This window comes from Streptomyces sp. NPDC038135 (assembly GCF_055601245.1).
Genome location: NZ_JBVJXS010000004.1, coordinates 428823 through 450649 on the forward strand (window position 1 = coordinate 428823; position 21827 = coordinate 450649).

Consider the following 21827-nt stretch of genomic DNA (forward strand, 5'->3'; position numbering starts at 1 on the left):
CGCGCCGGAGCCGTTGGCCATGCTGGAGCGCGAGCTGCCCCTTCCCGGCGAACAAGGAGCACGGTATGCCGACGGACCCGGTGGGACGTTTCCTGGCGGCCCTGGACCCGGAGCACCGGGAGGCCGTGGCCGCCAGACCTCGCGAGGAGCAGGAGCGGCTGGCGGCGGCGTGGGAACGGGAGCTGGAGGCGGACACCGAACTCGACACCCTCGACGAGCTGTCCCCGCCGGCCGCGGAGGCCGAGGCGGCCCGCCGCGTCCTGGAGTCCGGAACCGACTAGCGGAGGACTCCTGTGGGCACCCCTCCGGCCCTCAGACGCCGGGTCCCACGAGATCCCAGGGGCGCGGTCCGGTGCCGTCGGTCCAGGCGCTCAGCTCCTCGCCGTTGACGCACAGGATGCCGCACTGCTGGGCGTACTCGAGGGCGGGCGCCGTGAAGTCGCTCGTCGTGACGACCACCGCTATGTCGGCCTCGTGGACGGTGAAGCAGGTGCCGCCGAAGCGCTGCATGTCCTGCGAGCCGACCTTGTTGGTGTCGCAGTAGCGCTTGCACTGGATGACCACGCGCCGGCCGTCGGGGGTGACCGCGGTGACGTCCGCGCCCAAGTCACCGGCGCCGCCGACCACTTCCACCTGCCGGCAGTCGTCGCGCGCACACAGGTCGGCTATGGCCTGTTCGAAGGCGTCGGGGTCGAGCTCGGCGTGGTCGACCACGTCGTCGAGGGGGACGGTCGCCTCCGCACCGCCGGGCCCGAACGGCTCGGCGCCGGGGTACGCGGCCTCCGGAGCGGGGACGCCGGGCCCGCTCGGTACGCCGGCCGGTGCGGTCGGCGCCGCGGCCACCGCCGCCTCCGCCGCCATCGGCTCGGCGGGGGCCGGCATCGGGGCGGGGGCGGGGGCACGCAGTGTGTCGGATGCCCGCTCGGCCGCCGCCTCCAGGGTCTCGGTGGCGCGGCGCGCACATCTGGCGACGGACAGCCGCCGCCACCGGGACCTGCCCGTCAGCGCCGCCGCGAAGCACACCATGGCCAGTGAACAGGCCCAGAACGGACGGCGTTCGACGATGTCGACCGCGGTACGGGCCACGAAGCTCAGGACGCACAGGATGATCGCGAGCAGCACGAAGAACAGGGCGGTCGTGCGCAGGTCGAAGCGCCGCCGGTCACGGTCGACGGGACGGAAGGGCCGGGCGGGGACGGTCATGCTGGGCTTCCCTCCAAGAGGACGAAGACGAAGATCACCCGGCTACGCGTGCCCAAGATCGCCGACTTCAACGGTGGTTGGCGGCCGTCGACGGCGTGCCTTTGCGGAACGGGCCGGGCGGGCGAATGCTGGAAGTGTTCAGCAGCGCGGCGAGGACTTCGTGGGGCGCGGCCGCGGGCCGGCCTGTCCGGTGCCCCGCGGAGCGGGCCCGTCGCCGCCGCCGTCCGGTGTTCCACGCGGAGGTGACCGAAGGTGAAAGCCGTCGTCTATGAGAAGCCGTTCAGCGTGACGGTGGGTGACGTCGACGATCCGCAGATCCAGCACCCGAACGACGTGATCGTACGGGTCACGTCCACCGCGATCTGCGGCTCCGACCTGCACATGTACGAGGGCCGGACGGCCGCGCCGGCCGGTATCGTCTTCGGCCACGAGAACCTCGGCGTCATCGAGGAGGTCGGCAGCGGTGTCGCCTCCCTGTCCCAGGGCGACCGGGTCGTGATGCCGTTCAACGTGGCCTGCGGGTTCTGCAAGAACTGCCTCGCCGGGAAGACCGGGTTCTGCCTGACGGTGAATCCGGGGTTCGCGGGCGGAGCGTACGGATACGTGGCGATGGGCCCGTTCACCGGCGGCCAGGCCGAGCGGCTGCGGGTCCCGTTCGCCGACTTCAACTGCCTGAAGCTGCCGCCGGGCGAGGAGTTCGAGACGGACTTCGTGCTGCTCGCCGACATCTTCCCGACCGGGTACCACGGCTGCGAGCTGGCGCAGGTGTCGCCCGGTGAGTCCGTGGCCGTGTTCGGCGCGGGCCCGGTCGGCCTGATGGCCGCCTACTCGGCGCTGCTGCGCGGCGCGTCCAAGGTCTTCTCGGTGGACCGGGTGCCCGAGCGGCTCGCCAAGGCGGAGGAGATCGGGGCCATCCCCATCGACTTCACCAAGGGCGATCCGGCCGAGCAGATCAAGGAGCAGACCGCGGGCGAGGGGACCGACAAGGGCGTGGACGCCGTCGGCTACCAGGCCACGTCGCACAAGGACGTGAGCCACGAGGAGCCCGCCGTCGTCCTCAACACCCTCGTCGAGACGGTACGGCCCACGGGCATGCTCGGCGTGCCCGGCCTGTACGTGCCGTCCGACCCGGGCGGACCCGACGAGCACGCCAAGCACGGTCAGCTGCTGGTCTCCATCGGCCGGATGTTCGAGAAGGGCCAGCAGATGGGCACCGGCCAGTGCAACGTCAAGCGGTACAACCGCCAGTTGCGCGACATGATCATCGCAGGACGGGCCAAGCCGAGCTTCGTGGTCTCGCACGAGCTGCCGCTCGAGGACGCGCCCGACGCGTACGAGAAGTTCGACAAGCGGATCGAGGGCTACACGAAGGTCGTACTGCACCCGGGCCACGCGCTCGCCGCGTGACCTGAACTGCGGCACGGAGAATCCGACGGCGCGTCACCCCTGGTGGGTGACGCGCCGTGGGTCATGGGATGCGGAGTGCCGGATCAGCGGTGGTCGCCGTGGCGGCGGTCGCCCCGGTGGTCGCGGTGGTCGTCGCGGCGGTCGCCCCAGCGGCCGCGGTCGTCGTCGCGGCGGTCGCCCCAGCGGCCGCGGTCGTCGCCGCGGTGGTCGCGGTAGCCGCCGCCCCAGCGGCCGTGGCGGTCGTTGCCCCAGGACGCGGAGTCGATGTAGCGGCCGCGGCTGTCGCGCAGGGTCGCGGTGTCGTTGTTGTCCCACACCTGGCGGCCGCGGTCCTGGTAGACGTCGCCGACGCGGTCCCGGCCGTTGCCGGTGTGGACGCGGACCGTCTCGTGGCCCTCGAGCCGGTAGTAGCGGAAGACGTACGTGTGACCGTCGGCGTCGGACAGCGTCCAGCCGTTCAGGTTGACGTCGCGCCGGCCCTCGTTGGTGATCTCCACCCACTCCCGGTTGAGGGCGCGGGCGTCGCGGACGTGGGAGCCGTGCTGCACGGCGCTGATGACGACCTGTGCGCGCTGGTAGCGGCCGTGATCGGCAGCCGAGGCCGGCAGTGCCGCCGCGCCCACGACGGCCGCCGCGGCGACGGTGGCGGCAGCGACACGACGTGCGGTCACGAAGACAGAAGCGGACAAGGTGTCCCCCTTCTCAGGGTTGTGCGGGTGGCGGCCGGGCGGCCGCACAGCCACACCGTGCAGGCTGCGGACCGCGCCGCCGACGGACACACGAGGTCCGTTACGGTTCACGCACATTTCCGTGACTCTCGGGTGCAATGTCCATTAATGCGGTGAATGGGGCATGTACGGCCGTCGTCGGCCGTGTGAGGGCCGGCCCGGCCGTGCCTCTCTCACCCGAAAGTGCGTAACAGCCGGCGGCCCGGCGAGTGGGGTCGCCGGGCCGCTGGACGGTGTCGTTACTCGGTCACCTTCAGCAGCTTGTTCGGCGTTCCGCCGGCGGCGTTGGTGATCTTGTCCGCGGTCGCCCCGCCGGTCAGGGCCGTGGCGACCTGGGCCGGTGTGGCGTCCGGATGGGCGGCGACGTAGACGGCGGCGGCACCGGTGACATGGGGGGTGGCCATGGAGGTGCCGGAGATCGTCTTGGTCCCCTCGTCGCTGTCGTTCCAGTCCGAGGTGATGTCCGAACCCGGCGCGTACAGATCGACGGTGGAGCCGAAGTTGGAGAAGTCGGACTGCGCGTCGGCGTCGGTGCTGGAGGCGACGGTCAGGGCCTCGGGCACCCGGGCGGGCGAGCTGTTCTTGGCGTCGGTGGACTCGTTGCCGGCCGCGACCGCGAAGGTGACGCCGGCGGCGATGGCCTTGGCGACCGCCGCGTCGAGGGCCGGGTCCGCGCCGCCGCCGAGGCTCATGTTGGCGACGGAGGGACCCTTGTGGTTCTTGGTCACCCAGTCGATGCCGGCCACGACCTGCTCGGTGGTGCCGGAGCCCTTGTCGTCGAGGACTCTGACGGCGACGATCTTGGCCTTCTTGGCGACACCGTGAGCGGTTCCGGCGATGGTTCCGGCGACGTGGGTGCCGTGGCCGTTGCCGTCGTCGGCGGTCTCGTCGTTGTCGACGGCGTCGAAGCCGTAGGAGGCGCGGCCCGCGAAGTCCTTGTGGCTGATGCGCACGCCGGTGTCGATGACGTACGCGGTCGCGCCCTCGCCGGCCTTGTCGGGATAGGTGTACTTGTGGTCGCCGGCCGTGTCGGCCTGGTCGATCCGGTCCAACCCCCAGGACGGCGGGTTGTCCTGCGCGGCCGTTATGTGGAACTTCTTGTTCTGGACCACCGTCGAGACCGCGGGATCGGCGGCCAGCCGCCTGGCCTCGGTCTCGGTGAGGCTCGAGGCCGAGAAGCCGTTGACCGCCGAGCCGTAGGTGCGGCCGAGTTCACCGCCGTACTGCTGCGCCAGGTCCGCCTTCCGCGCCTGTGACGCCTTGTGGTCCAGCAGGACGATGTAGCTGCCGGCGACCGCTCCCCGGGCGTGCGTCCCGTAGACCGTGCCCTCGGCGGGGCGTTCGGCGTGGGCGGTGGGCGACACGGCCATGGCGGTGCCGACGACGGCCGTCACGGAGGCGATCGCGGTGGCGATCCTCGCCTTGCCCATGCGGTGGTGATGGGTCGTCAAGAGGGGTCTCCTCGTCGTGCGTGGGGGGTGGAGTGGGGGAACGCACCGGCGACGAAGAGCCGGTGCGTCTCGGAGCGTGCCGAGTTGTCACGCACAGATCAACCCCGTGCGTGCGGGCGGCAGGCCGCTCCCGCTCACACCTCCACCGGATCCCCTCGCCCCCGACGGAACCCAGGGGTATAGCCGCAGCTCCCGGCGGTGATTGAAAGCAAAAAACAACACCGGAGGAGCCTTTGTGACTTTTTGCTCACACGATGTGCACTCAGCCGAGCCGGAACCTCTGCGCAGCCGATCCATTGCAGTCCCAGATCTGCAACCGGGTGCCGTTCGCGGTCGCGCCGCCGGGCGAGTCGAGGCAGCGGCCCGACTGCGGGTTCAGCAGCGAACCGTCCGTCCGCTGCACCCACCTCTGGCCGCCCACGCCGTTGCAGTCCCAGAGCTCGACCTTCGCCCCGTTCGCCGTTGCGTTGCCCTCGATGTCCAGGCAACGGCCCAACACCTTCAGGGAGTTGTCGGCCTGATGGAACCAGTGCTGGTCGACGGCCCAGGTCTGGCAGTCCCAGAGCTGCACGGCGGTGCCGTTGACGCCGGTGTCGTCGGCGGCGACGTCGACGCACCTGCCGCCGGGGCCGGCGACGGGCGCGCCGCCGTTGACGGAGAACTTCTGGGCCGAGGCGCCGTTGCAGTCCCAGATCTGCAGCCGGGTGCCGTTCGCGGTGGCGCCGCCGGGCGAGTCGAGGCAGCGGCCCGACTGCGGGTTCAGCAGCGAACCGTCCGTCTGCCGCACCCACCTCTGACCGCCGGCGCCGTCGCAGTCCCACAGCTGGACCTTCGTGCCGTTCGCCGTTGCGTTGCCGCTGATGTCCAGGCACCGGCCGAGCGTGCCGAGGGAGCCGTCGGGATTGTGGGTCCAGAACTGGTCCTCGGCGTACGTCTGGCAGTCCCAGAGCTGTACGGCGGCGCCGTTGACGCCCGTGTCGTCCGCCGCGACGTCGACGCACTTGCCGCCGGGGCCGGTGACCGTGCCCTGGGGGCCGTTGGGCAGGTCCGTCCGGCCGGAGTAGCCGACCGAGACGATGTCGGCCTGCACGGCGTTCTCGGCCGCGTCGGTCGGATAGCCGGCGACCATCACGCCCTCGAAGAACGTGCCCATGTTCCAGTTGCTGTTGTCGCCGCCCGTGCCGAGGATGATGCCGCCCTCCTGGTGCATCGGCCGGTAGCCGCCCCGGGTGGGCAGGGCGCCGTCCCACCACGTGGTCAGCGCTCCGGACTGGGAGTCGCCGCCCTTCAGGGCGTATCGCGTCTGCCCGTTGTTCTTCAGCATCGCGGTGACGTACGCGCTGCTGTTGCCGCGGTTGGCGGTGTTGGAGCCGTTGTCGCCCTGGAACATGCCGTTCTCCAGGTCCGCCTCGACCCAGGGCCCCGAGCCGGTGCACGGGGCGAAGTAGCAGGTGGTCGCGATGCTGACCGCGTCCATGTGCCCGTTGCCGGTGTCGGCCGGTGTGCTCTCGGCGTTGCCGTAGTCGAAGCAGCAGGCCGAGCCGACGTGGGTGCCGCTGGCCACCATGTAGGCGCCCTCGGGCTGCCCGTTCACCGCGACGCCCGAGGCGACGCCGGTGTAGCGGTAGCCCACGCCGGGCGAGATCCACACGCCGTAGACCTTGTGGCCGCCCGCGGTGACGGCGATCTCACCGGCGTCCGCGCCGCGGTCCGCACCCATGCCGGCGGTCCCGGCGGGCCCGGGGGTGAGGTCGTTGTGGCGTGCGGTCTGGTCGTAGATCCTGGTGATGCGGCAGGTGGTCCCGCCGCAGAAGGTGTCCTGGCGGCCGGCGTCGGCGTAACCGCCCGGCGACAGCATTCCGATGTCGGTCGCGGCGCCGTCCGAGGCCCGGGTCACCCGGTACAGGGGGCCGTTGTAGGCGCCGTAGAGCGCGCGCACCGTGCTGTGCGCGGCGACGCACGGGGTGCCGGCGCCGCCGTAGATGTCGCACGGCAGTGAGCCGGCGGCCTCGGCCGGCCCGCTCAGGCCGGCCAGGGCGCCGAGCACGAGTGCCAGGACGGCCGACAGGGATCGCACGCGTGCGTAGGGGCGCCGCGGCGGTCTGGGCCCGGCGCCGGTCGCGGGTTCGAGTCTCTCTCCGCGCATCGTCTGCTCCTCGAAGGACGGGACGTGCTGCCAACAGGGCGGGGTGGCGACCGAGTTCGTCTTTCGCTGCGGCCGTTGCGGAACGTATGAAGCGCGGTGGATGACGTCAAGATTTGTTGCTTCAGACTTATTTAAAGTTTTGTATCTGTCCTGAAATGTTGCTTCCGTGGGTGGCTTGACGCCTCACTTCGGGGCACACGGACAGGAGAGGTGTTACTTCGACAGGAGGCACGTCATGATCGCCCTCGGAGTCATCCTGCTCATCATCGGCTTCCTCACCGGGATCTCGATTCTGTGGACCATCGGCATCATCCTGGTGGTGATCGGCGCGGTCCTGTGGATCCTCGGCTCGATGGGGCACGCGGTCGCGGGTCGCAAGCACTACTGGTAGGAGTACCGCCCGGCGGCTCCGCCGTGCGCTACCTGCACAGTGCGTCCCCCAAGGGCGTGCGCCGGTAGCGCACGGTGCGGCCGCTGCGAGCGCGGCTGAGCAGCCCGGCGTCGTAGAGGACGGCGAGGTGCTGGCTGACGGCGCCGGGGGTGACCTCCAGGCGGTGCGCGAGTTCGGTCGTGGAGGCCGGTTCGGCGAGAAGGGACAGCAGCCGCGCCCGGGGCCGGCCGAGGAGCCGGACCAGGGCGCGGTCGGTCACCGGGGGCGGCGTCTCGGAGAGAGTGGCGCGGCCGCGGGCCGGATACACGAGGAGCGGCGGGCGGGAAGCGTCGATCATCGTCTGGGCGCCGCGCGCGAAGAGCGTGGGCACCAGCACCATGCCGCGGCCCGCGATGCGGATGTCGGCCGACGGCCAGGGAGCGGTGTCGCCCTCGCGGTGCAGGCGGAGCTGGTCGCCGGTCCACACCAGCCGCGGGTCGAGCCCGGCGAACAGCGCGGCCGCGCCCTGTTCCGCCAGCACCCGCGCGCGGTGGGCGAGATCGGCCTCCATGATGCTCTGCGTACGCGGCCACCAGGCGTCGGCGAGGCAGGTGCGCCAGTACGCGTCGAGGGCGCCGGTGAGCCGGACGAGGAAGGCCGCGGGGTCGGCCAGGCCCCGGGCGACGAGCGGGGGAAGGGTGTCGGCGGTGCGGTAGGTGGCCCGGAAGTCCGCGGCGACGACCTCCGGCGGGGTGCGGCGCACCTCGTCGAGCTCCTGCGCGAAGACCGGCCGGGCCCGCGCCGGGCGCGGGGTGAGGAAGTCCGGCACCCACAGCCAGGGGGCGACCAGGACGGTGAGCACTTCGTGGTCGAGGTGCTCCAGACGCGGGCGGATACGGCGCAGCCACGGCCGGTGGTGCGGATACCTCGCGGAGTCGTGCAGACAGCGCAGCGAGAACACCGCCTCCTGCAGCGGGGAGTAGGCGAAGGAGGTGGTGGCCAGATCACCGACGGCGAAGCGGAACTCGATCATTGAGCGTCACGCTAAATCATTGTCGGAGCGGGACGCGGACCGGGTTGGCTGTCGGCCATGACCACCACACCACTTCCGAAGTCGGCCTGCGAGGACGGCGGTTCGCGGCCGGAACGGGCGACCCGGGCGGGCGGGCTGCTGCCGGCCGATCCGGTGCTGCGCCTCGCCACCGTGCTGACGGCCGTCAACTCCCTCGGCAACGGGCTGTACTTCCCCCTTGGCGTCCTGTACTTCACGCGTATCGTCGGCCTGGAGGCGACCTCCGTCGGGCTCGGGATGACGGTCGCGGGCCTGGTGGGCGTGGCCGCGGGGGTGCCCGCCGGACGGGCGGCGGACCGGTGGGGGGCGCGGCGGGTCGGCTCGCTGCTGTGGGGCGGCACGGGGATCGCCACGGCCTCGTACGTCCTCGTCGGCTCCTACGCCGCGTTCCTGGTCGCGGTGATCTGCGCCACGGGACTGCAGATGGCGAGCCGGGGGGTGCAGGGCGCGCTGTACGCGGAGGTGCTGGCGCCGGCGACGCGGGTGGAGGCGCGGGCGTACCTGCGGATGGTGACGAACGTCGGGATGGGCGTGGGCGGCGCACTGGGCGCGGTCGCCCTGCAGGTGGACACGCGGGGCGCCTACCTGACGGTGATCGTGCTCAATGCGCTGTCCTTCGCGGGCCCCGCGCTGCTGCTGCCTCGGCTGCCGCTGGCGCCGCACGCGCGGGAGCGCGCGGTCCCCGCGGCCGGCGCCGCGGCGGTCGACCGCTGGCGGGCGGTGCGCGACCTGCCCTTCCTGACGGTGACGGTGCTCAACGCGGTGCTGGTGGTGCAGTACACGCTGGCCGAGGTCGGGCTGCCGCTGTGGATCGTGCAGCGCACCACGGCTCCGCGCTGGACGGCCGCTCTGCTGATGATCGTCAACTGTGTGCTGGTGGCCCTGCTTCAGGTGCGGGTCGCCCGGCGCGCCTCCCATGTGACCACGGCGGTGCGGGCGATGGGCTGGTCGGGCCTGCTGCTGGCGGCGGCCTGCGCGGTGTACGCGCTGTCCGCGGGCCTCTCCCCCGTGTGGGCGGTGCTGTCGCTGACGGCCGGGGCGGTGGTGCAGGTGTTCGCCGAGGTGCTGTCGGCCGCCGGCGGCTGGACCCTCGGCTACGAACTCGCCGACGCCCGCGCGCACGGCGTCTACCAGGGGGTGTTCGGCACGGGTGCATCGGCGGGGATGATGGCGGGACCGGCCCTGGTCACGGTCACCGCGATCGCGCACGGCGCCTTCGGCTGGGCGGTGCTGGGCGGGGTGTTCGCCCTCGCCGGGCTCTGCGTGGCGCCGGCCGTGCGCTGGGCCCGGCGGGACGGCGCCTGGCGGGGCGAGCCGGCCTGACGCCCCGGCCCGGCGGGGCGTCAGGCCGGTTGTTCCCCCGGCCGGTACGCTGAGCGCGATCCGCCCCTGGTCGTGTCAACTGGAGCAGCTCGTATGGAACTTGTCTTCGACGGCCGGGTGATCGAGTGGCGTGGGCCGTCCCCGTTCTACTTCGTGGGCGTGCCCGAGGAGGAGTCCGCCGAGATCCGGGAGATCGCCTCGGCGGCCACCTACGGCTGGGGCGTCATCCCGGTCGACGCCCGGATCGGCGGCAGCGACTTCTCCACGTCGCTCTTCCCGAAGGACGGCGGCTATCTGCTGCCGCTGAAGAAGGCGGTGCGTGCGCCGCAGGGCCTGTCGGCGGGCGACGAGGTGACCGTGACCATGACCGTGCGCCTCTGACCCGCGGGCCCGGCCCCCGTCGCGGCCCCGGACACCCGGAACAGCAAACGGAATCAATGGTTCCGTGACATCCGTCACAGCACCGCCGCGACATGAGCGGGTCGGTTAGTAGACCCCGCTCCGGCGACATATGAGATTTGTCCGTCTTGGTGCGGAAGTGGATCAGGGCAGACCGGACGGCGTTCCGACCGGACGGCCGCGCCGGCCCTGCGCTCGGCGCGGGACGGTTTCTGACGGAGCGGCAGCGGTGGGCGCACCTCCCTCCGGCCGTACCTGCACGCTCCGACGCCCTTGGCAAGGGCCGACCCCGTCTACTAGGCGCGGTAGTACGACGGCCTCTTTGCATGCCGTGTGAAGGCTTCCTAAGAATGACGATCCGCAAGGCGTTCCCGCAGGTCGGGAGCGGAGTCCGCGGCGCGTCGGCCACACCGGGGCGCGCAACGACCAGCGAGTGAGGTCACGCAATGGGAGAGCATCGCAAGAAGCAGCGTTACCGGCGGGTGGTCGTCGCTGCGGTCGCCGTGAGCGCCGTCGGAGTGCCGTCCATAGCCATGGCCTGCGGCGAGTGGCCGGGCGGCGCAGCGGACCGCCCCGTCGACGCCCGGAACGCCGCCGCGCAGAGCCGGTACGCCGACTACGGACAGCGGTACTGGCACGGAGACGGCGGGATCGCGCCCAGCTGGCTGCCCTCGCAGACTCCGAGCACGAGCGCACCGAGTGCGACCACCCCTGCCGCGACCGCACCGAGCGCTCCCGCCGCAACCCCGCAGAAGCCGAAGCACAAGCACAAGCACCGGCACCTGCGCAAGCACACCGTCACGGTGTCCCCCAGCGCTCCCCGGCCCACCGCCTCCACGCCCCGGAGCACCCCGAAGCCCGCCGCCACGGCTCCCCGCAGCACGCCCAGGCCCACCGCGCCGGCGGCCACCGCGACCGCGCCGAGCACCCCGGCGCCCACCGCCTCCGCCACCGCCACCGCCTCGGGCGTCGTCGCCCGCGTCGTGGAGCTGGTCAACGCCGAGCGCGGCAAGGTCGGTTGCTCCCCCCTGAACCTGAACGCGACCCTCACCAAGGCCGCCCAGGAGCACAGCCAGGACATGGCCGCCCACCAGAACATGTCGCACACCGGCTCCGACGGCTCCTCGCCCGGCGACCGGATCACCGGCGCCGGCTACTCCTGGAGCTCCTACGGCGAGAACGTCGCGTACGGCTACTCCACGCCGGAGGAGGTCATGGCCGGCTGGATGTCCAGCCCCGGTCACCGGGCCAACATCCTCAACTGCGCGTTCAAGGAGATCGGCGTCGGCCTGGCGCAGCCCGGCAGCTACTGGACCCAGGACTTCGGGGCCGCCCGCTAGCGGGCCGCCCGGCCCCGTGACCCGTCCGTCCGACACTGGTGAGCCGGAGGGGGGCTACGGGAGCGGCTTCTGGGTAGCCGACTGATTCAGATCAGCCACGTACCCAGTGACAACCGAGGCAGTTTCATGGCCATCCCGCTTAGGCAGAAGGCGTCGGATGAGCCGGAACGGAACGGGGACGCCTCGCTGCGGTGGAACACCACCTGGGACAGCGGTGCTCTCAGCGCCGCCCAGGCCCGCGCAGCGGCGGAGCGCTTTCTCGACCGTGTCCGTGCCACCGACCGCATCCCCGTCCCCGACCGCGTGGTGCAGGACACGCAATTGGTGGTCAGTGAACTGATCACGAATGTCGTGCGGCACACGTCGGGGCCCTGTGGGCTCGGTCTGGAGGTGTCTCCCGACGGTGACCGCCTGCGGATCTCGGTGTGGGACTCCTCCCGCCGGATGCCCGAGGTCCTCTCCCCCGACGGGGAGCGCATCGGCGGCCACGGGCTCGAGATCGTCAAGGCGATCAGCCACACGCTGTCCGTGACGGCCCACGACGAGGGCAAGCAGGTCGACGTGTCGCTCCTGCTGCCCGGCTCCCGCGGCCCCGCGGCCGCGGGTCGGGACCCGGATCCGCGGCGGAGGGCGCCGCGGGAGCGGAGCCGGACGGATCCGCCCAACGGGCCGCCACCGCCGCCGGGACGGACGGCACCGGCCCACAGCCGGTCAGACCGGCCCGGGACGGTCGTCGCGCACCCGCTCGGCGATGTCGCGCAGCTTGACGTTGTGCTCCTGCGAGATGCGCCGCAGCACGTTGAAGGCCTCGTCCTCGCTCAGCTTGTGGCGCTCCCGCAGGATGCCCATGGCCTCCCCGATGGCGTGCCGGCTCTGCAGCCCGTGCTCGAGCTGGTCGATGGTGCGGGCGCTGGCCAGGGCGACGGCGGCGTGCGAGGCCAGCAGCCAGCCGGCCGTCTCGATCTCCTTGCCGAAGGCCCCGGGACGGGAGCTGTACAGGTTCAGCGCCCCGAAGTCCTCGTGGTCCGTGTACAGCAGCACCCCCGTCATGCTGCAGACGCCCACTTCGCGGGCCTGCGACGCGAACCTCCCCCAGCCGGGCTGGGGCGCGGTCATGTCGGAGATGCGGTAGACACGGTCGCCGCCACCGCGCCGTGCCAGGTCGAAGCACGGCCCCTCCCCCAGCTCGCCCTGGAGCCGGTCGCACTCGCGGACCACGTCGTCGGTGGCGGACAGGGTGACCGCCTTGCCCTTGCGCACCGCGAGGATGCCCGCGGACTCACAGCCCTCGACGAGTTCCACGGCCGCCGCACAGATCGCGTCCAGCGTCGCCTGTACCGAGTCCTGCTCCAGCAGGTCCCTGGCGAGCCGGGCCATCGCCTCCGCGTACTCCCGCCACTCCATCCGCCACCACTTCCGTCTCGCTCACCGGTTCGATCAACAGTAGCGCCGCCGTCGCGGGCGCCGCGCCTCCGGCTCGGGCCCGGGCCCGGGCGCGGCGCTCCCGGGCGACGGCTCAGTCGTCGGAATCCGGCTTGCCGCGCGCGGCGGCGTAGGCCTGGGCCGGGGTCATCGGGACTCCGCCCAGGCTGACCGTCTTGTAGGGGCTGACCTTGGCGCAGGTCTTCGCCTGGTCGGCGGTCTGGGCGTGGGCGTTGGAGACGGCGGCCTTCGCGTCGCCCGGCGCCGACGAGGCCGACGACGAGCCGCCGGGCCAGGTGGCGCCGCTCGGCCAGTCGGCGCCGACCACGAGGGTGAGACCGGTGCCGGAGCCCTGCTTCAGATGCGAGGCGGGCAGGCCCAGGGCCTCGGCGGCGGCCCGGGCCTCCGCCTTCTGGCCGGTGCCGTAGGTGAGCGTGGTGGTGGCCGCGGGGCTGGGGGCGTTGGCCGTGGTCGTGCCGGTGCTGAAGCCCTTGCCGGTGAGCGCGGCGGCGACGGAGGAGGCGCGGCCGGTGATCGCGGTGCCGTTCTCGACGGTGACGGCGATGTCGGAGGCGGGTACGGCCGACGCCTTGTCCTTGTCCTTGGCCTTGGCGGTCGCCGAGGCGGCCCCGGACTTCTTTCCCGAGCCGGTGGTCAGTGACCGGTCGTCGGCGATGGCGGAGAAGAGCGCCGTGGCGCCGGAGCCCACCACGACCCGGTTCTTGTCGCCGGGATCGGCGCCCGTCTGCATCGTGGTGAAGGTCATCCGCTTGGTGGGGACCTTGTTCACGTCGGTGGCGAGACCGATCAGCTTCTTCACGGTGCCGAGGCCGTCGTCCACGGTCAGCGCCTTGGTGGCGGCGTCCGCGAGATCGTAGACCGCGCTCGGGTCGGTGAGCGTGCCCGCGCTCTTGAACTTGCGGATCATCGCGCTGAGGAAGATGTGCTGGGAGATGGTGCGCCCGAGGTCGCTGCCGTCGCCGAAGCCGTGCCGGGAGCGGACGAACTCCAGGGCCGCGACGCCCTTGAGGGTGTGGCTGCCCTCGGACAGCTTCAGATGCGAGTAGGTGTCGTAGACGTCGTCGGTGACGCAGACGGAGACTCCGCCGACCGCGTCGGACATCTTGACCACGCCGGAGAAGTCCAGCTTGACGAAGTGGTCGATGGGGATGCCGGTGAGCTGGTGCACGGTGGCCACCTGGCAGGCGGGGCCGTACTGCAGCGCGCTGTTGATCTGGCCGTAGTAGCCGGCCGTGGACCGGCCGGTGGCACTGTCCTTGCAGGCCGGGACCTTGGTCATGGTGTCGCGGGGGATGCTCATCACGGTGGCGTTGGAGCGGTCGGCGGATATGTGCACCACCATCTGCACGTCCGCGTTGCTGCCGTCCTGGACGCCGGTGTGCGAGCAGCCGCCGCCGAGTTCGCAGTCCGCCTTGCTGGTGCGGCCGTCCGAGCCCATCACCAGGATGTTGATCGGGGTGCGGCCGAAGGCGTCGGCCTTCTCGCTGCCGCCCTTGCCGTCGAGCGAGACGCTGTGGATGTTGCCGTTCAGATGCTCGTAGAACCACCAGCCGGCGCCGGCCGTGACCAGTATCGCGAGCGACAGGCCTATTCCGGCGATCCGCAGCGCGCGCCTGCCGCGCCGGACGGGCCGGCCCCGCCGGGCCCGTGCGCCGCGGGGAGGGGCGGCTTCCCGCGCCGCCCGCCGGGCGGCACTCCGGCCGCCGGAGGCCGGCGGCGCGCCGGAGTCGCCGGTGCGCTGTGCGGGCACCCGGGCGGTGCCGTCACGCGTGGCCTGACCGCCCGGGCCGTCCCACGGGTCGCTCATCTTCCACTCCCCTGAACGGTCGGGCCCGGCAGGCTGGACCGTGTCGGGCGCACGGCGGCTCCACCTGGGTTTCTTCGGTTGCGAAATCTAACAAACCCCTGGTGCGAACAGCACGGATCCTGGGGTGATTCACAGGTGAGAGGTCGGCAAGACGGGCCGGCGCGACGGTCCGCCGCCGGGGCGAATCGGGGCTTTTCGGTCGGCGCGAAAGGGGCACGCGTCCGGGGTAGGTGTTCCGACCGGAGGGGCGGTGTCCCGATGTCCGAGTACGAGCGTTCCCGCACGATGCCCGCACAGCCCGAGCATGTCTTCGACCAGGCGGCCAACACCCACCAGCTCGACGCCTGGCTGCCGCGCGAGCTGCACGTGCGTGTCGAGGATCCGCCCGCCGTCACGGTCCACGAGGACGACACCGGCCAGGACACGGCGGCCCTCATGCGCTCCGAGAGCGACCAGCTCCGCATCGAGTGGGGCACTCGCGGACAGGGCTCCTACGCGGGCTGGCTCCAGGTCGCCGGGATCGGCAGCGGCGCGAGCGAGGTGACCGTGCACCTGTCCTTCTTCGACGAGGGCCACGACCCGGGCGAGCGGCAGGTGTGCGAAGCACTCGACGACAGCCTGCGGCGCCTGGAGGAGCAGGTGCGGCTGCGCGTCGACAACGCGGCGGGCTGAGCCCGGCGCCGACGGGTGTCCGGTGACCGGACACCGTACGGAGGCATGTGACACGTCCTGCGGGTATACGTACGCCCGGCGGATCCGGCGCCCGCCCCGAAGCCATGGTGCGGGGGGGGCCACGACAGGGGAGGCAGGGCATGTTGCAGCGGACGGCGGAGGAGGACGGGCACCCGGACACGGGCGCCACGGCGACGGAGGACGCGGAGGCCCGCAAGCAGCGGCTGCGAAGACGGCTCGAGCGTCTGCTCGGCATCGCCGCGACGGAGGGCAACCGGCTCACGCGGCTGCGCAACGGCGACGCGATCTTCCCGGCCATGCTCGAGGCGATCCGCTCGGCGCGGCACACCATCGACATGATGACCTTCGTCTACTGGCGCGGCGAGATCGCCCACGAGTTCGCCGACGCGCTGGCGGAGCGGGCCAGGGCGGGGCTGCGGGTCCGCCTGCTGCTGGACGGGTTCGGGGCGAAGGAGATCGAGCCGAGGCTCCTGAACGCCATGGACGAGGCCGGGGTCCAGGTCGCCTGGTTCCGCAAGCCGGTGCGGCTGTCCCCGCTGAAGCAGAACCACCGCTGTCACCGCAAGGCCCTCGTCGTCGACGAGAGCCTCGCCTTCACCGGCGGTGTCGGCATCGCGGAGGAGTGGTGCGGGGACGCCCGTGGGCCCGGCGAGTGGCGGGACACCCATGTGGAGGTGCGCGGACCGGCGGTGGACGGCATAGCCGCCGCGTTCGCGCAGAACTGGGCCGAGTGCCACGACACGCTCTACGACGACCGCGACCGGTTCGTCGAGCACGAGCAGCCGGGCGACGCCGTCGTGCAGGTGGTGCGGGGCTCGGCCAGCTTCGGCTGGCAGGACATGCAGACGCTCGTGCGGGTCGTGCTGACGTCGGCGCAGGAGCGCTTCCGTCTTTCCACGGCGTACTTCGCGCCCGACGACTACTTCGTCGACCTGCTGGCCGCGACCGCCCGGCGCGGCGTGCGGGTGGAGATCCTGCTGCCCGGTCCGCACACCGACCAGCGGGCCTGCCGCCTGGCCGGGCAGCACCACTACCAGCGGCTGCTGGACGAGGGCGTCGTGATCCGCGAGTACCAGCCGACCATGCTGCACACGAAGATCATCACGGTCGACTCGGTGGCCTCGCTGATCGGCTCCACGAACTTCAACCGGCGCTCCATGGAGCACGACGAGGAGGTCATGCTCGCCGTGCTGGACGAGGAGTTCACCGCCGGTCTGGACCGTGACTTCGACGAGGACGTGAAGCGCAGCGAGCCGGTCGACGCCGCGCGCTGGCGGCGCCGGCCGGTGCTCCAGCGGGCCCGCGAGCTCTCGGTCGCGCCGATCCGCAGGTTCCTGTAGGTGATGCGTCCTGTCCCGCCGGGCGCGGCGGGACAGGCGGCCGTACCGGCCAGGTGTCGAAACCGAGTCCGGGGGCATCGGCGCAGTATGAATGCACAGTCATGGGCCCTGCGCGGACGGGGCAACGCCCGCCGCGCGGCCGACAGCACGGCGATGGCCGCGGCGGCCCGTTCGGGATTCGCCGCCCGAGGACTGATCTACCTGCTGGTGGGCGTGATAGCCCTGCAGATGGCGTTCGGCGGCGAAGGCGGCGGCAAGCAGGCCGACCGCGGTGGCGCGCTGAGTGAACTCGCGAACAAGCCGTTCGGCTCGGCGATGCTGTGGATCGTCGGCGTCGCCCTCGCCGGCATGGCGCTGTGGCGGCTGTCGGAGGCGGTGTTCGGCGGGGCCGGCGCGGACGGGCACAAGGCGTCCAAGCGGGCCATGGCCGCGGCCCGGGCGGTGTTCTACGCCTTCCTCTCCTTCTCGGTCCTGTCGTACGCCGCCGGCGACAAGGGCAGCGGCAGCGGCTCCTCCGACCGGAACACCGACGACGTCACCGCCACCGTGCTGAAGTGGCCGGGCGGACAGTGGATCGTCGGTCTCGCCGGGGCGGCCGTGGTGGTCGCCGGGCTGTGGATCGCCGCCCGGGCCGTGATGAAGAAGTACCGCAAGCACCTGCGGACCGCGGAGATGTCCCGGAAGGCCAAGCGCTTCACCGACTTCTTCGGAGTCGCCGGCGGCACGGCCCGGGGTCTGGTGTTCTCCGTCGCCGGGGTCTTCGCGCTGGTCGCGGCGGTGCAGCACCAGCCCGGCAAGGCCAAGGGCATGGACGACACGCTGCGCTCGTTCCGCGACATGCCGGCCGGTCCGTGGCTGCTCGCCCTCGTCGCCCTCGGCCTGGCCGCGTTCGGCGTCTTCTCCTGGTGCAACGCCCGCTGGCGCGAGGTCTGAACCGGCCTCCCCCGGCCGGTCGCCCGCTCAGCCGGGCAGCGGCATCGTGGCCGTGACCCGTTTGCCCCGGTCGTCCCGGGTGACGCGCAGGCGCCCGCAGATCCGCAGCACGAGGTGCAGACCGCGGCCGCCCATGCGCTCGGCGTCCACGGGCCGGACCACGGGCGGGCGGTGGGAGGTGTCCGAGACGGTGACGCGCAGTTCGCGCCGGCCGGGTGAGATCTCCAGCAGCATGCCGCAGGGGCCGGGAGCGTGGCGCAGCGCGTTGGTGATCAGTTCGCTGACCACCAGTTGCGCGTCCTGGCTGGGACGCTGCGCGGGAGAGTGCCCGGCCCGGGCGAGGAGGGTGCGGACGGCGCCGCGCGCGTCGGCGATGCGCAGGGCCCCCTCGGCCCAGGTCGCGCTGAAGAGGAGCGCGTCCGCCGGCCCGGCGGCGCTGCCGGCCGGGCCGTCCGGTGGGACCGCCGTCCTGTGCGGCCCCGGGCCGCCCTCGCCCTCGTGCGTCACGGACATTCCGTCCCCCTCGGTGTTCCAGGCATCCTTCCCGTCATTTCAGGTGGTGCACCGCGCCTCAGGAGGTGTCGCTGGGCAGCGCGCTGTCGCGGGAGTCGGTGATCGTGAAGTGCCCGATGGTGCCGCTGATGGTCAGCAGCCGGACCAGGCCCTCCTGGAGCGGGCCGAGGATCACGAACTCGCGGCCCCTCGCGCGGTGGCGGCGCTGGGCGTCGAGGAGGGCGCTGAGCAACTGGCTGTCGCCGAAGGTGACACCGGAGAGGTCCACCACGGTGGTGGGCAGATCGGACTCGTCGGCCTCGGCCCAGGCCGCGCGCAGCAGGTCGCACTCGTCGTAGTCGACCTCCCCGCGCACCTTGATCTCCAGGACGCGCGCGTGCCGCGCGACCTGCACCGTTGTCTCGGATCCCCACCGCATGCCGTCATCCTGCCATCCGCGGTCGGGCGAAGGCGAGGCCGGTGTCACGAGACCACCGCCCCGGTGCGGCCGCCCGCTTCCGGCGGCCCCGGTTCACCCGCGGCGACGGGTGCCGTGAGGGGTCCGAGCACGTTGGTGTGACGCAGCATGCGCTCCAGGACGTCGGGCCGGTTGTCCAGGTGCAGCGCGGCGCCGGCCGCCCGGGTGTGCCGGTGGATCATCAGCAGCGCGGACAGTCCCATGGAGTCGATCCAGGTGAGCGCGGCGAAGTCCAGGCGCACATGACGGGGGGCCGGCTGCTCGGCGAGGCCGTCGACGACGGTGTCCACCAGATCGTCGCAGGTGTCGTAGTCGAGTTCCCCGGACACGCGCACGGTCAGGGTGGACGGCGCGCTGTCCGTGGCGAGGCCGAATTCGATGGCAGGGTGCTGGGTCATACGTGCAGGTCGGGTCCGGATGCGTGAGCGGGCGAGTGGGCGCGCTCGAGAAGGGCGGTGACGCCCTCGCGGAGCATTTTCAGGGTACGCGGGAAGTCGCGCAACCGGTCGGACAGCGCGTCCAGGCCGCTGACCAGGGAGAGCGCCGGAACGCTCCGCGCCTCGAGGATCTCGGCGGTCCACAGCAGGAAGCCGGTGAACACCTCGGCGTCGTCGACGTAGAGCGCCGTGGCCAGGAAGCCCACGATGTGCGCGATGTCCTCGGCGGTCCGCTCCCGCTGCTCGTCGCTGTACGCACGCAGTGCGGGGAAACGGTCCTCCAGGTCCTGCAGCGTCTGTTTGACGAGCGTGCCGCGCGACTGGACGACCATCGTGTACTCCTGGTCGGCCAGGTGCGGCAGGTCGTCCACGATCTGCCGGGCGGCGGCCGGGTCCGGGTGCGGCAGGTCGGCCTCCAGTGCCGCCGCCGCGCCGCGGGCGTCGGCCGCCCACCGGTCCGCGCCGAGCGCGTACGCGTAGCGGCCCCGCGGGCCGAACGCGCGGCCGCCGGCCAGTACCGGGACACCGACCGCCTGGCAGGCCGTGATGGCCGCGTGCGCGGTGGGCAGGTGGGTGGGGATGGACCCGGACAGCAGCACCGCACGCGGGTTGGTGTGGTGCAGGTGGGCGACCAGATGGGAGGTGGGGGTCTGCGCTCCCAGATAGTCGACCTGCCAGCCGCGCAGGCGCAGTACCTCCGCGACCAGCCGGGCGGGGAAGGCGTGCCACTCCCCGTCCACACAACTGACCGTCACCCGTCCGCGGTACTCGCGCGGGTGCGGGCCGGCGTCCTGGCGATGGGCCAGGGCGGCGACCACCCGCTCGTTGATCGCGGTGGCGGCGTGTTCCTGGGCGACGCTGATGCGGTTGGCGGCCCACTCGGTGCCGACCTTGGCCTGGACCCGGGCGATGACGTCCAGCAGCAGGGTCTCCTCGTCGACGCCCTCGGCGAGAGCGCCGTGCACGATGCCGACCGCGCTGTACTCGTCGCCGTCCACGACGGCCCGCCAGAGCCGGTCCTCAGTCCCGCCCACCTGTATCGGAAGGCTCACCTGCGCCTCCCGCCGCGCTCGCCGGCGCCGCCGTGGTCCGCGGCGCCCGCCGGCGCCCTCGCGGGGACGCCCTTCGCCGGGGCGCTGACGGCGACGGTCGCCATGTCGTCGTGGCGGCCCGTGCCGATCCACTGGGCGGCGATCATCTGCACCCGCTCCACCACGGCCTCGGCCGGCATTCCGGCGCACTCGGCCAGGGTCCGGCGCAGCCGCCGCTCGCCGAACATCTCGTCGCCGAGCGGCCCGCCGCGCGCCTCGGTGATGCCGTCCGTGTACAGCAGGCAGGTCTCGCCCGGGCCGAGCACCACCTCCACGCCGACCGAGCTGATCTCCGGCAGCGCGCCGACCAGGGTGCCCCGGGTGGGCGCCTCCTCCACGGTGCCGTCGCGGCGCACGATCAGCGGCGGCAGGTGTCCGGCGCTGGTCAGTCGTACGTGCACCCGGTCGTCGCGGCGGCGCACCGAGGCCAGCACCAGGGTGGCGAACCGGGTGTGCTGGGTGGTCAGCAGGGCGCCGTTCAGCAGTTTCAGCACCTCGTCGTGGTTTCCGGCCAGGGGCAGCAGGGCGTGCAGGGTGTTGCGGATCTTGCCGGTGAGCACGGCCGCGTCCAGGCCCTTGCCCGCGACGTCGCCGAGCACGACCAGGGTCTCCTGGGAGGCCTCGGCGCCGGGGTGGAAGTCGTAGAAGTCACCGCCGACGCGCTCTTCGTCCCCGGCGGGGCGGTACTGCCCGGCGTACTCGACCCCGTCCACCGTGTGCAGGGCGGGCGGCAGGAGCTCGCGCATGAGCGTGGCCGTTATGGCGGTCTGCTCGGTGTACAGGCGGGCGGCGGACAGGGCGGCTCCGGCCCGGGCGGCGAACAGCCGGGCGAAGACCTCCTCGCCCTCGGTGAAGACCCGCTCGGTTCCGGAGCGGAGCAGGATGAGGGCCCCGGCGGGGACGCCGTGCCCGGGCAGCGGGGTGACGATCACCGAGCCGACGGGTCCTTCGAAGCCGTCCGGGACCACCCAGTCGGGAAGGCCGTCGGGGTCGATCCACCTCGCCGGGACCGGCGGGAACCCCTGCAGGGCCTCCGCCAGACCGTGCACGGCGCGCGGGTCGATCCGCCGCAGGGCCCGCTGGACGGGACGCCCCCGCTGGGCGTAGGTCAGGATGTGCCGGCGCCCCTGCGGGGGCAACACGAGCACCGCGGCCTCGGCCAGGTGCTCCGCGGCCATGCCCACGGTCGCCTCGGCGCAGCGCGGCACGTTGAGGGTGGACAGCAGTCTGCTGGACACGGCCGACAGGACGGCCACCCGCTCCTGCGAGCTGTGCAGGGCGCTCTCGGCCACCCGCCGGTCGGTGTCGTCGATGAGCCACCACACGACGCCCCCGTCCTCCGACGGGGTGGCATGCGCCTCGTAACGGCGCTCGTCGATCTCTCCGGTCAGCGGGCCGGTGAAGGCACCCGCCGGTCCTTCGGTGAGGCGCTGGTGGGCCGCGGACAGCCAGGACGGCACCAGGTGCTGTGGCGCGCCGTCGCCGTTCCCGTGCGGCAGGAGCCGGCGGGCGGCGGCGTTCAGGCCGGCGAGACCGCCGTTCCGGTCGATGACGAGCACCGGGTAGGGGGCATCACCCCAGGTCGCGCCGACGTTGACGCCGGCGTCCCGCGGGTCGGCAAAAGAACTCGGGGAAGCGCACACAAGCGGGGGCACGCGAGCCGCGCGCCCCACC

The 21827-nt window shown here is 72.5% G+C and carries 21 protein-coding genes and 1 pseudogene; 10 read left to right on the forward strand and 12 right to left on the reverse strand.

The window, feature by feature from the left end; all coding sequences use genetic code 11:
- Positions 1-65: 65 nt before the first annotated feature.
- Positions 66-281: a hypothetical protein gene (locus tag ACZ7JA_RS13590; RefSeq protein WP_351663698.1), complete on the forward strand. Its 216-nt coding sequence runs from the start codon at positions 66-68 to the stop codon at positions 279-281.
- Between the two features lie 31 nt (positions 282-312).
- Here ACZ7JA_RS13590 and ACZ7JA_RS13595 read toward each other — a convergent pair whose 3' ends face one another.
- Positions 313-1203, reverse strand: coding sequence for a restriction endonuclease (locus tag ACZ7JA_RS13595; protein ID WP_404029854.1), 891 nt, complete (start codon positions 1201-1203; stop codon positions 313-315).
- A gap of 252 nt (positions 1204-1455) precedes the next feature.
- Between ACZ7JA_RS13595 and ACZ7JA_RS13600 the strand changes: the two genes are divergently transcribed.
- Entirely contained in the window at positions 1456-2610 is a 1155-nt protein-coding gene (locus tag ACZ7JA_RS13600) for a glutathione-independent formaldehyde dehydrogenase (protein WP_351663206.1), read from the forward strand.
- An 83-nt stretch (positions 2611-2693) separates the two neighbouring features.
- On the opposite strand, the gene ACZ7JA_RS13605 is transcribed toward ACZ7JA_RS13600, so the two are convergent.
- From ACZ7JA_RS13605 to ACZ7JA_RS13615, 3 genes are all read right to left on the reverse strand, one after another.
- The gene (locus tag ACZ7JA_RS13605) at positions 2694-3281 is read right to left on the reverse strand and encodes a lamin tail domain-containing protein (RefSeq protein WP_470808125.1); all 588 of its coding nucleotides are present in this window, start codon (positions 3279-3281) and stop codon (positions 2694-2696) included.
- A gap of 296 nt (positions 3282-3577) precedes the next feature.
- Positions 3578-4708 (reverse strand): S8 family peptidase, encoded by a 1131-nt coding sequence (locus tag ACZ7JA_RS13610; RefSeq protein WP_351663696.1) that lies wholly within the window; start codon positions 4706-4708, stop codon positions 3578-3580.
- Positions 4709-5051: 343 nt separating this feature from the next.
- Complete coding sequence (locus ACZ7JA_RS13615; protein ID WP_470808126.1) at positions 5052-6935, reverse strand: arabinofuranosidase catalytic domain-containing protein; 1884 nt, start codon at positions 6933-6935, stop codon at positions 5052-5054.
- 235 nt (positions 6936-7170) lie between these two features.
- Between ACZ7JA_RS13615 and ACZ7JA_RS13620 the strand changes: the two genes are divergently transcribed.
- Positions 7171-7326 carry a DUF6131 family protein gene (locus tag ACZ7JA_RS13620; RefSeq protein ID WP_199209266.1) on the forward strand — a complete coding sequence of 52 codons (156 nt, stop codon included), beginning with the start codon at positions 7171-7173 and terminating at the stop codon, positions 7324-7326.
- A gap of 28 nt (positions 7327-7354) precedes the next feature.
- On the opposite strand, the gene ACZ7JA_RS13625 is transcribed toward ACZ7JA_RS13620, so the two are convergent.
- On the reverse strand, positions 7355-8338 hold the full coding sequence (locus tag ACZ7JA_RS13625) for an ArsR/SmtB family transcription factor (protein WP_389297625.1): 984 nt from the start codon (positions 8336-8338) through the stop codon (positions 7355-7357).
- Positions 8339-8395: 57 nt separating this feature from the next.
- On the opposite strand from ACZ7JA_RS13625, the gene ACZ7JA_RS13630 reads away from it, so the two are divergent.
- The 4 genes and pseudogenes from ACZ7JA_RS13630 to ACZ7JA_RS13645 form a co-directional block, all read left to right on the forward strand.
- A complete protein-coding gene (locus tag ACZ7JA_RS13630; protein ID WP_403679903.1) occupies positions 8396-9700 on the forward strand; it encodes an MFS transporter in 1305 nt (434 codons plus the stop codon).
- A 93-nt stretch (positions 9701-9793) separates the two neighbouring features.
- Positions 9794-10081, forward strand: a complete 288-nt coding sequence (locus tag ACZ7JA_RS13635) for a DUF1905 domain-containing protein (RefSeq protein WP_393437976.1) — start codon at positions 9794-9796, stop codon at positions 10079-10081.
- Between the two features lie 464 nt (positions 10082-10545).
- Positions 10546-11439: a CAP domain-containing protein gene (locus tag ACZ7JA_RS13640; protein ID WP_470808127.1), complete on the forward strand. Its 894-nt coding sequence runs from the start codon at positions 10546-10548 to the stop codon at positions 11437-11439.
- Between the two features lie 126 nt (positions 11440-11565).
- Positions 11566-11997: pseudogene (locus ACZ7JA_RS13645) on the forward strand (ATP-binding protein); the annotation flags it as partial.
- A 153-nt stretch (positions 11998-12150) separates the two neighbouring features.
- Here ACZ7JA_RS13645 and ACZ7JA_RS13650 read toward each other — a convergent pair.
- Both ACZ7JA_RS13650 and ACZ7JA_RS13655 read right to left on the reverse strand, forming a co-directional pair.
- Positions 12151-12843 carry a GAF and ANTAR domain-containing protein gene (locus tag ACZ7JA_RS13650; RefSeq protein WP_389297617.1) on the reverse strand — a complete coding sequence of 231 codons (693 nt, stop codon included), beginning with the start codon at positions 12841-12843 and terminating at the stop codon, positions 12151-12153.
- Positions 12844-12955: 112 nt separating this feature from the next.
- Positions 12956-14689, reverse strand: coding sequence for an LCP family protein (locus tag ACZ7JA_RS13655; protein ID WP_470808128.1), 1734 nt, complete (start codon positions 14687-14689; stop codon positions 12956-12958).
- A gap of 258 nt (positions 14690-14947) precedes the next feature.
- Here ACZ7JA_RS13655 and ACZ7JA_RS13660 point away from each other — a divergent pair, with 258 nt between their 5' ends.
- The 3 genes from ACZ7JA_RS13660 to ACZ7JA_RS13670 all read left to right on the forward strand — a co-directional run bounded on the left by ACZ7JA_RS13660 (position 14948) and on the right by ACZ7JA_RS13670 (position 17655).
- A complete protein-coding gene (locus ACZ7JA_RS13660) occupies positions 14948-15361 on the forward strand; it encodes an SRPBCC family protein (RefSeq protein ID WP_351663176.1) in 414 nt (137 codons plus the stop codon).
- Positions 15362-15501: 140 nt separating this feature from the next.
- Complete coding sequence (locus ACZ7JA_RS13665) at positions 15502-16722, forward strand: phospholipase D-like domain-containing protein (RefSeq protein ID WP_351663173.1); 1221 nt, start codon at positions 15502-15504, stop codon at positions 16720-16722.
- A gap of 87 nt (positions 16723-16809) precedes the next feature.
- Positions 16810-17655 (forward strand): DUF1206 domain-containing protein, encoded by an 846-nt coding sequence (locus tag ACZ7JA_RS13670; RefSeq protein ID WP_351663170.1) that lies wholly within the window; start codon positions 16810-16812, stop codon positions 17653-17655.
- Positions 17656-17682: 27 nt separating this feature from the next.
- Here the strand turns inward: ACZ7JA_RS13670 and ACZ7JA_RS13675 are convergent, their stop codons facing one another.
- The 5 genes from ACZ7JA_RS13675 to ACZ7JA_RS13695 are packed head-to-tail and all read right to left on the reverse strand — an operon-like array spanning position 17683 to position 21808.
- Positions 17683-18168, reverse strand: a complete 486-nt coding sequence (locus ACZ7JA_RS13675) for an ATP-binding protein (RefSeq protein WP_351663167.1) — start codon at positions 18166-18168, stop codon at positions 17683-17685.
- 58 nt (positions 18169-18226) lie between these two features.
- On the reverse strand, positions 18227-18586 hold the full coding sequence (locus ACZ7JA_RS13680) for an STAS domain-containing protein (RefSeq protein ID WP_470808129.1): 360 nt from the start codon (positions 18584-18586) through the stop codon (positions 18227-18229).
- Positions 18587-18630: 44 nt separating this feature from the next.
- Positions 18631-19023 (reverse strand): STAS domain-containing protein, encoded by a 393-nt coding sequence (locus ACZ7JA_RS13685; protein ID WP_470808130.1) that lies wholly within the window; start codon positions 19021-19023, stop codon positions 18631-18633.
- Complete coding sequence (locus ACZ7JA_RS13690; RefSeq protein WP_351663158.1) at positions 19020-20114, reverse strand: cobalamin B12-binding domain-containing protein; 1095 nt, start codon at positions 20112-20114, stop codon at positions 19020-19022. Before ACZ7JA_RS13690 ends, ACZ7JA_RS13685 begins: the two co-directional genes overlap by 4 nt.
- Positions 20111-21808 (reverse strand): PP2C family protein-serine/threonine phosphatase, encoded by a 1698-nt coding sequence (locus ACZ7JA_RS13695; RefSeq protein WP_470808131.1) that lies wholly within the window; start codon positions 21806-21808, stop codon positions 20111-20113. The genes ACZ7JA_RS13690 and ACZ7JA_RS13695 overlap by 4 nt, the downstream gene beginning before the upstream one ends.
- Positions 21809-21827 lie beyond the last annotated feature (19 nt).

Excerpts from the sequence above, each read along its gene's own strand:
- ACZ7JA_RS13590 (WP_351663698.1), top strand. The coding sequence starts at position 66 with ATGCCGACGGACCCGGTGGGACGTTTCCTGGCGGCCCTGGACCCGGAG.
- ACZ7JA_RS13595 (WP_404029854.1), bottom strand. The coding sequence starts at position 1,203 with ATGACCGTCCCCGCCCGGCCCTTCCGTCCCGTCGACCGTGACCGGCGG.
- ACZ7JA_RS13610 (WP_351663696.1), bottom strand. The coding sequence starts at position 4,708 with ATGGCCGTGTCGCCCACCGCCCACGCCGAACGCCCCGCCGAGGGCACG.
- ACZ7JA_RS13615 (WP_470808126.1), bottom strand. The coding sequence starts at position 6,935 with ATGCGCGGAGAGAGACTCGAACCCGCGACCGGCGCCGGGCCCAGACCG.
- ACZ7JA_RS13620 (WP_199209266.1), top strand. The coding sequence starts at position 7,171 with ATGATCGCCCTCGGAGTCATCCTGCTCATCATCGGCTTCCTCACCGGG.
- ACZ7JA_RS13625 (WP_389297625.1), bottom strand. The coding sequence starts at position 8,338 with ATGATCGAGTTCCGCTTCGCCGTCGGTGATCTGGCCACCACCTCCTTC.
- ACZ7JA_RS13630 (WP_403679903.1), top strand. The coding sequence starts at position 8,396 with ATGACCACCACACCACTTCCGAAGTCGGCCTGCGAGGACGGCGGTTCG.
- ACZ7JA_RS13635 (WP_393437976.1), top strand. The coding sequence starts at position 9,794 with ATGGAACTTGTCTTCGACGGCCGGGTGATCGAGTGGCGTGGGCCGTCC.
- ACZ7JA_RS13640 (WP_470808127.1), top strand. The coding sequence starts at position 10,546 with ATGGGAGAGCATCGCAAGAAGCAGCGTTACCGGCGGGTGGTCGTCGCT.
- ACZ7JA_RS13650 (WP_389297617.1), bottom strand. The coding sequence starts at position 12,843 with ATGGAGTGGCGGGAGTACGCGGAGGCGATGGCCCGGCTCGCCAGGGAC.
- ACZ7JA_RS13655 (WP_470808128.1), bottom strand. The coding sequence starts at position 14,689 with ATGAGCGACCCGTGGGACGGCCCGGGCGGTCAGGCCACGCGTGACGGC.
- ACZ7JA_RS13660 (WP_351663176.1), top strand. The coding sequence starts at position 14,948 with ATGTCCGAGTACGAGCGTTCCCGCACGATGCCCGCACAGCCCGAGCAT.
- ACZ7JA_RS13665 (WP_351663173.1), top strand. The coding sequence starts at position 15,502 with ATGTTGCAGCGGACGGCGGAGGAGGACGGGCACCCGGACACGGGCGCC.
- ACZ7JA_RS13670 (WP_351663170.1), top strand. The coding sequence starts at position 16,810 with ATGAATGCACAGTCATGGGCCCTGCGCGGACGGGGCAACGCCCGCCGC.
- ACZ7JA_RS13675 (WP_351663167.1), bottom strand. The coding sequence starts at position 18,168 with ATGTCCGTGACGCACGAGGGCGAGGGCGGCCCGGGGCCGCACAGGACG.
- ACZ7JA_RS13680 (WP_470808129.1), bottom strand. The coding sequence starts at position 18,586 with ATGCGGTGGGGATCCGAGACAACGGTGCAGGTCGCGCGGCACGCGCGC.
- ACZ7JA_RS13685 (WP_470808130.1), bottom strand. The coding sequence starts at position 19,023 with ATGACCCAGCACCCTGCCATCGAATTCGGCCTCGCCACGGACAGCGCG.